Here is a 6,443-nt window from a genome sequence, read left to right as displayed (position 1 = left end):
AAACACCTACGAGATCGGCCGCCATATCGTCGATTATCACCGTGTCACGCCCAATGACTGCATGATCATCATTTCCAATTCCGGCAACAATATCGTACCGGTGGACGCCGCCTTGCGCGCCAAAGAAAAAGGCATTCCGACGATCGCGATCACGGCCGTCGAATACAGCGATTATCTGACGACCAAGCATAAAAGCGGCAGGAAATTAAAAGACGTCTGCGATATTGTCTTAGATAATTGTTCGCTGATCGGCGACGCGGCGGTCCAGATCGAAGGCTTCCCGATGAAGATCGGCTCGACCTCGACGATCCCGGCCGTTTATCTGCAAAACGCCGTGCTGACCCAGACGGTGGAGCTGCTTGTCCAGCGCGGATTGGATCCGGATGTCTACTTCAACGGCCACATCGCCTTTATGGACGCCTCGGCAGCGGAGCATAACGACAAACTCGTCGATAAATACTTCTATCGCATCCGCAACTTGTAGGCCAGCGCTTCCCGACTTAGCCTTGCCAAAGAACACCGCCGACCGGCGGTGTTCTTATTTTTATGCTCTGGCGTCTTTCTTTCCTTCAGCACGACTGCGAAAGCGCGCGGATCAGCCGCTCCGCCGCCCTCACAATCACGCTGCGGGGCGCGGCGATATTCAAGCGGATAAACGGTTTGCCGGATTGATAATGCGAACCGGTGCTGCCATAGATATGACAGCGGTTTTCAAACAGATCGACGACTTCCGCGTCGGTTTTACAACAGCCGCTGCAGTCTACCCACAACAGAAACGTCGATTCCAGCCGCATCGGCTTCAGCGACACACCGGCCGTTTTCAGCATCGCGCAAAAAACCCGCGTGTTTTCCTGCACATACGCCTTCGCCTGGTCCAGCCACGCCGCGCCTTCCTCACTGTAAGCGGCCAGCGCGGCTGCGTGCGAGAAAGTCTGATTATTCATATACGCCAGCGCATCACGCTCGCGTTGGACCGCCTGCGCCTGATCAGCATCGGGGATAAACATAAACGAACATTGCATCCCCTGCAGGTTAAACGTCTTGCTTGGCGATAAAAGGGTAATTACATTCTGATCAAGAGCGCTGGCCGCCGTCATTGTCCCATATACCCAATCCGCATGGATCTCATCGGCGATCACGGCGATGTGATATCGACGGCACAACGATAACATCGCGTCCAGCTCCTGCGGACTGAATACCCGGGAGGTTGGATTGTGCGGCGAACATAGAATAAACATCCTTACCTCGCTGAGCTTCGCTTCAAAATCAGCCAGATCCAGTTCATAATGATCGTCCTTCTGAATCAGTTCGTTGATCACGCAGCGCCGCTGATTCAGCTCAGCGACTTTGCGGAATGGACTATACGAAGGATTCTGGATCAGTATTCCGTCCCCCGGCTGCGTCAGCGCCCTCACGCACAGTGCAATCGCAGTGTTGACGCTGGGCGCGATCTGAATTGTCTGCGGATCCAGAATTGCTCCGCTGTGTTCCTTTGCCCACGCGCACACCCGTTTTGGCAAGACCTCGTCAAATTGCTGATAGCCGTAAAACGGATGCGCCGCCCGCTCGACGATGGCCTGTGTGATCGCTTTGCAGCAAGGCAGATCCATGTCCGCCAGCGTCATCACCAGCGCATCCTGAGGCCGCTGTGCGGTTTTAGCCTGACTGTACTTGACGCAGTGCGTATTTCTGCGGTCGATGTATTCATCAAAATTCATGGTTGGTCTTCTCCCTCTTTTTTTCATTATAACACCTTTTCCCACGATCCACGCAAACGAAAATGGCCCTGAAATCAGGCCATTTCATTCTTTTCTTTCCGTTGAAGTTCAGTCTGCGATGTCATCATCAATACCGGGAACCGGCCGCAGCTGGGACATCAACGCTTCCCAGGTCAGTCTTCCGATAATTCCATCCGCAACCAGCCCCTGATCCCGCTGAAACGCCCGTACGACTCGATCAAGTTCCGCGTCAAACACGCCGCTGATCTTCGTGACTGGATAGCCCAGCGCCCACAGCGCATCCTGCGCCACACAGACCTCGGTCTTCTGATCGCCTTTCTGAATCTGCGCGAACGGAACAAAGTCGCTGGCCGCTTCATTTTGATGATGCATGTGGGCTTCAATCCGGGTATGCTGCAGGTCGGTGATCACATCTAACAACTCCTGATCTTCCGCCAGCGTGACCAGCTGCTGCAGCCCCGACAGCGACAGGTTTCGTCCCAGATCAACTCCCGTCCCCAGCATGTGCGTCAAAATCATCGGTTCCTCAGCGCTCCACGCCCGCCGAAACGCCCGGCTGATGCGCGGCTTCATGCCAAACCGCCGGATCAGTTCATCGGTTGACCGCAGAAACCGCCGGGTCGACCAGCCAATCGTTCGGCTGTGGGAATTACGCATGAACTCGCCGACTGTAAACCGGCAGCAAGCCGTATAAGGCATGTTATCGCAGCAGCGCAGCGAATACGTTTCCATCTTATCGGTTTGATCGTTGTAAATCAAAATTCTCATGGTTTTCACCTCCAGTATACCGTATGCAGCTCACGCGGAAGAGAAAAGGCCAATAACCAAATGAATTCCCGTTAGGCACGTTCCCTTTCGGTCCTCTCCCTTAGACATACCTTGTTAATGAAAGGAGGATTTACTCACATGGCTTATGTTATTCGCAGAGGGTATACCGGGCTGGCGGTCAAGAAAATGCAGCAGTATCTGAACGTCCTGCGCTCTTCGTACCCTGACCTTCCTGTTTTAAAAGAAGACGGCTCCTTCGGACCCGCCACAGAAAACGCTGTCATGATTTTCCAAAGACACACCGGTTTAACGGCCGACGGAATCATCGGTACCCTGACCTGGGATAAAATTATCGCTAAATACAAGGCGAATCCCGGCCCCGGTCCGAATCCCGACCCGGATCCCGGCAGCGGGCAGCCGCCGCTGGAATACGGCGACACGGGACTGGAAGTCCAGAAAATGCAGAACTATCTGAATCGGCTTACGCTGCCGTCGACCCCGATTACAGCCGACGGCGTTTTCGGCGCCAAAACCGAAGCCAAGGTCATTGCGTTTCAAAATGCCCACAGTCTGACGCCGGATGGCAAAATTGGCGAAAAGACCTGGGATAAGATCATCGCCTTAATCGACTAGACAAAAATAAAACCGGAATCTCCACCTCGGAAGTTCCGGTTTTTTTCATGCTTCAGATCGTTGCCCGGCCGCGTTATTTCTGCACAGGTTCAGGATGTTCAGCCTGACTGACCGCTTTTTCTACCGTCTGCAAATAGTTCTGAATCGTGATCGTGCACTGCGTCCGCAGATCTTCGTTCGCCGCTTTGCCTTCCTCATCGACGTCCACAGCGTCCAGACCATGCGCGACGATGTAGTCTTCCAGCGCTTTGATCTGCTCGCTCCAGCCGGCGATCGCCTGTTCACCCAGCTTATACTGATCGCCCAGCGCTTTCTTCGTCGTATCTTCGGTGATCTCGTCGATCGAAACCCAGCTGATTTTGCCGTCCTTCATCTGAACGGACACGATCGGCGTTCCAAACGCCGTTGTTTCCCCGACGATATCGCTGGCTTCCGTGATGGCCGGATCAATCGTCGGCAGAGCGGATGGCGACGGACTGGGCGAAGCGGAAGGCGCGGGCTGCGAATTATTTTTATTCCAGGAACAGCCGGCCAGCACCGCCAGACAGATTCCGGCGCACAGAATGATTTTCTTCATGAAACTGCCTCCTTTTCATTCTGCCCTTAGTCTGCCCCGTACCGGCCTGTTTTATCAGATCAGAATCCAGGAAAGCCGCTGAGCTTACATTTCAGCGTGGTCCTGCGGCAATTCCGCAAATCGAATTTCAATTTTAAACAGATCACCGTCGGCGCTGACCTCAATCTGCCCCTTCATCAAAGTCACGAAAGTTTCCGCAATCGCCAGTCCCAGTCCGGAGCCCTCGGTGGAGCGGGATACATCGCCGCGGACAAACCGTTCGGTCAGAGAACCGGGATCAAATTTCAGCTCGTAATTCGCAATGTTTTTAAAACTGATGCAAATCTGATCATCCATGCGTTCAATCTGGATGTAGACGCGGGTATTTTCCATCGAATATTTGATCGCGTTGGTAATCAGATTGTCAAAAACATTATACAATCGTCCGCCGTCGGCCAGAATATAGCCCGGCGTGTCCAGATACTGAATCTTGAACTCCAAGGAACTGGCCTCGATCTTTTCGTCCAGCTCAGCCAGCGTCTGCATCAGCAGTCCGTTGATTTCCAGCCTGCGCAGATCCATCTGCAGGTTGCCGCTGGCGGCTTTGGAGATCTCAAACAGATCCTGGATCAGATTCTTCAGCCGCACGCTTTTCTGCGTGATGATCCGCACGTAATCCCGCGCGTATTCCGGCTGGATTTCCGCTTTCGTCAACAGGTCGGAGTAGTTGATCAGCGAGGTGATCGGCGTCTTTAAATCATGCGATACATTCGTGATCAATTCAATTTTCAGCTTTTCGCTCTTAAGCTGCTCCTCCACCTGATGACTGACGCCTTCGCGGATCTTTTCAAGATTATCGCTGACCGGCTGCAGCAGACTGCCTTCGCTCAATTCAAAGCTTTCGTTGAGCCGGCCGCGGCGAATATTTTCCACCTGCTGCGCCAGCGTCGCAGAGTCCTGCATGAATGTCATCATCCGCCTGATATAGAGAAACAAAACAAGAAATGCCGCCGCAAAGATCAAGACGAACACCAGAATGCCGATAAAGCCTAAGAAGGAAGAAAACATCATCGTCCATAAAATAAACGCGCAGACGACCTCGAACACCACTAAAAGCAGAAATTCTGTCAGCCATTTTTTCTGATAGCCATAGGGGCCGCTGATCAGCCTGACAGTCTTCATCGCAGAATTCAGGATATTATGATGGAAGGGTTTCAGGCCATGGAAATGCAGCTCGTTGACTAAAACATAGAATTCCCAAAACGTCACCGTAGCCGATAACGGCAACGGCAGCCACAAAGAAAGCATCATCACTGTCAGCACCAGCACCAGGCCCAGCTTTACTTCAATCCAGAAATTCGCGGTAAACTGCGCCAGCCCCTCGTTAAAGGCTGTAATTGCCGTCCGCTTGAACACGCCGTAGGCCAGCGTGATAAAAAACAGGCACAAGGAAGAATAGAAGCAGATCTTGAGATTATTCATGGATTCCTGAAAATAAGTATAGCTGTAATACATCGGCGTGTTGTAAGCAAGCTGATCGGGAATCACCAACGCCAGCCGCTCGACTTTTTCCTGCGAATACAGCTTGAGCAGACTGACCGCTGTTTCCGCGGTTTCCCGCGTAATCGTCTTCTGATCAATCAGAAAGTAGCCGCCGCGGTAGGTGATCTGCGGCGTTTCGCCCTGCTGCCAGGTCAGCGTCAGCATGCCTTTGCCGCCATACTGTTGTAAAAACTGATCGTAAGTCAGCTTCAGATCATCTTCGCTGTTGAAATAAATCTCTTTCTGTTCGACAACATAATGCAGATTGTAGTACAGGTCTTCCTGCACTTCCATGGCCAGCGGCGTTTCATCATAAAGCAGCTGCGCCAGATCCTGCAGGCTCTGCTGGATCATCTGTTTGGGATACAGGGCCTGCTTGCCCTGCGCGGAATACAGCGTTTCCACCGTCAGCGACGAGGTGAACAACAGCCCCGTCAGCAGCACGAAAAAAAGCAGGAACGCCAGAAACCCGCTAGTTTTTCTCGATCTTGTATCCAATCCCCCACACCACCTTTATATACCGGGGATTCTTCGGATCGATCTCAATTTTTTCCCGAATCCGCCGGATGTGCACCGCGACCGTGTTCTCACTCTGGAAGCTGGTTTCATTCCACACTCGTTCATAGATCTCGTCGATCGAGAACACCCGGTTGAGATTCGTCAAGAACAGCTCCAGGATTCGATATTCGATCGGCGTCACCTTGACCGGTTCGCCTTCCAGCGTGACCGTCTTGGCTTCCAGATCAATGCTCAGACCGCCGACCTCGATCACCGTTCCGGTTTCCGCCGTCGCCCCCAACTGCATGTAGCGGCGCAGCTGCGATTTGACGCGGGCGATCATTTCCAGCGGATTAAATGGTTTTGTGATATAATCGTCAGCCCCGATGTTCAAGCCCAGCACCTTATCCATGTCCTCTGACTTGGCAGACAGGATAATGATCGGAATGTTGGAGGTTTCCCGAATATGCATGATCGCCTGAATGCCATCCATCTTCGGCATCATCACGTCCATCAGAATGCAGTGGATCTTCTGTTGATTCAGGATTTCCAGGGCTTCCATGCCATTATAGGCTTTAAAAATTTCATAGCCTTCGCTCTTCAGATAAATTTCAATCGCGTCGGCAATTTCATGATCATCGTCCACAACTAAGATTTTATAGTTTTCCATCAGTCCTATCCTCCCCGCTTTTCTCTTTTATAACCTT

General features: G+C 52.4%; 7 protein-coding genes. 2 read left to right on the top strand and 5 right to left on the bottom strand.

The features are described 5' to 3' along the window. Positions 1-484: sugar isomerase domain-containing protein (locus AC5OW4_RS05965; protein WP_493676757.1), on the top strand; the 484-nt coding region annotated here is incomplete at its 5' end. An 85-nt stretch (positions 485-569) separates the two neighbouring features. Here AC5OW4_RS05965 and AC5OW4_RS05960 read toward each other — a convergent pair. Together AC5OW4_RS05960 and AC5OW4_RS05955 are read right to left on the bottom strand one after the other, a co-directional pair. Then, entirely contained in the window at positions 570-1,718 is a 1,149-nt protein-coding gene (locus AC5OW4_RS05960) for a MalY/PatB family protein (protein WP_072684077.1), read from the bottom strand. A gap of 108 nt (positions 1,719-1,826) precedes the next feature. Next, a complete protein-coding gene (locus AC5OW4_RS05955) occupies positions 1,827-2,507 on the bottom strand; it encodes a peptidoglycan-binding domain-containing protein (RefSeq protein WP_072684076.1) in 681 nt (226 codons plus the stop codon). 138 nt (positions 2,508-2,645) lie between these two features. Here AC5OW4_RS05955 and AC5OW4_RS05950 point away from each other — a divergent pair, with 138 nt between their 5' ends. After that, the gene (locus AC5OW4_RS05950) at positions 2,646-3,140 is read left to right on the top strand and encodes a peptidoglycan-binding domain-containing protein (protein ID WP_072684075.1); all 495 of its coding nucleotides are present in this window, start codon (positions 2,646-2,648) and stop codon (positions 3,138-3,140) included. Between the two features lie 73 nt (positions 3,141-3,213). On the opposite strand, the gene AC5OW4_RS05945 is transcribed toward AC5OW4_RS05950, so the two are convergent. The 3 genes from AC5OW4_RS05945 to AC5OW4_RS05935 all read right to left on the bottom strand — a co-directional run bounded on the left by AC5OW4_RS05945 (position 3,214) and on the right by AC5OW4_RS05935 (position 6,406). After that, positions 3,214-3,717, bottom strand: a complete 504-nt coding sequence (locus AC5OW4_RS05945) for a hypothetical protein (protein ID WP_072684074.1) — start codon at positions 3,715-3,717, stop codon at positions 3,214-3,216. An 84-nt stretch (positions 3,718-3,801) separates the two neighbouring features. Then, entirely contained in the window at positions 3,802-5,736 is a 1,935-nt protein-coding gene (locus AC5OW4_RS05940) for a sensor histidine kinase (protein WP_072684073.1), read from the bottom strand. Beyond that, positions 5,711-6,406, bottom strand: a complete 696-nt coding sequence (locus tag AC5OW4_RS05935) for a response regulator transcription factor (RefSeq protein ID WP_072684072.1) — start codon at positions 6,404-6,406, stop codon at positions 5,711-5,713. The genes AC5OW4_RS05940 and AC5OW4_RS05935 overlap by 26 nt, the downstream gene beginning before the upstream one ends. Between the last annotated feature and the right edge of the window lie 37 nt (positions 6,407-6,443).

It is taken from the genome of Holdemania sp. (assembly GCF_986127675.1).
Note: the sequence above shows the minus strand (reverse complement) of the source record. Positions and strands in the feature narration are given on the sequence as shown.

Coding starts and splice junctions, on each gene's coding strand:
- AC5OW4_RS05945 (WP_072684074.1), bottom strand. CDS start 3,717: ATGAAGAAAATCATTCTGTGCGCCGGAATCTGTCTGGCGGTGCTGGCC.
- AC5OW4_RS05960 (WP_072684077.1), bottom strand. CDS start 1,718: ATGAATTTTGATGAATACATCGACCGCAGAAATACGCACTGCGTCAAG.
- AC5OW4_RS05935 (WP_072684072.1), bottom strand. CDS start 6,406: ATGGAAAACTATAAAATCTTAGTTGTGGACGATGATCATGAAATTGCC.
- AC5OW4_RS05955 (WP_072684076.1), bottom strand. CDS start 2,507: ATGAGAATTTTGATTTACAACGATCAAACCGATAAGATGGAAACGTAT.
- AC5OW4_RS05950 (WP_072684075.1), top strand. CDS start 2,646: ATGGCTTATGTTATTCGCAGAGGGTATACCGGGCTGGCGGTCAAGAAA.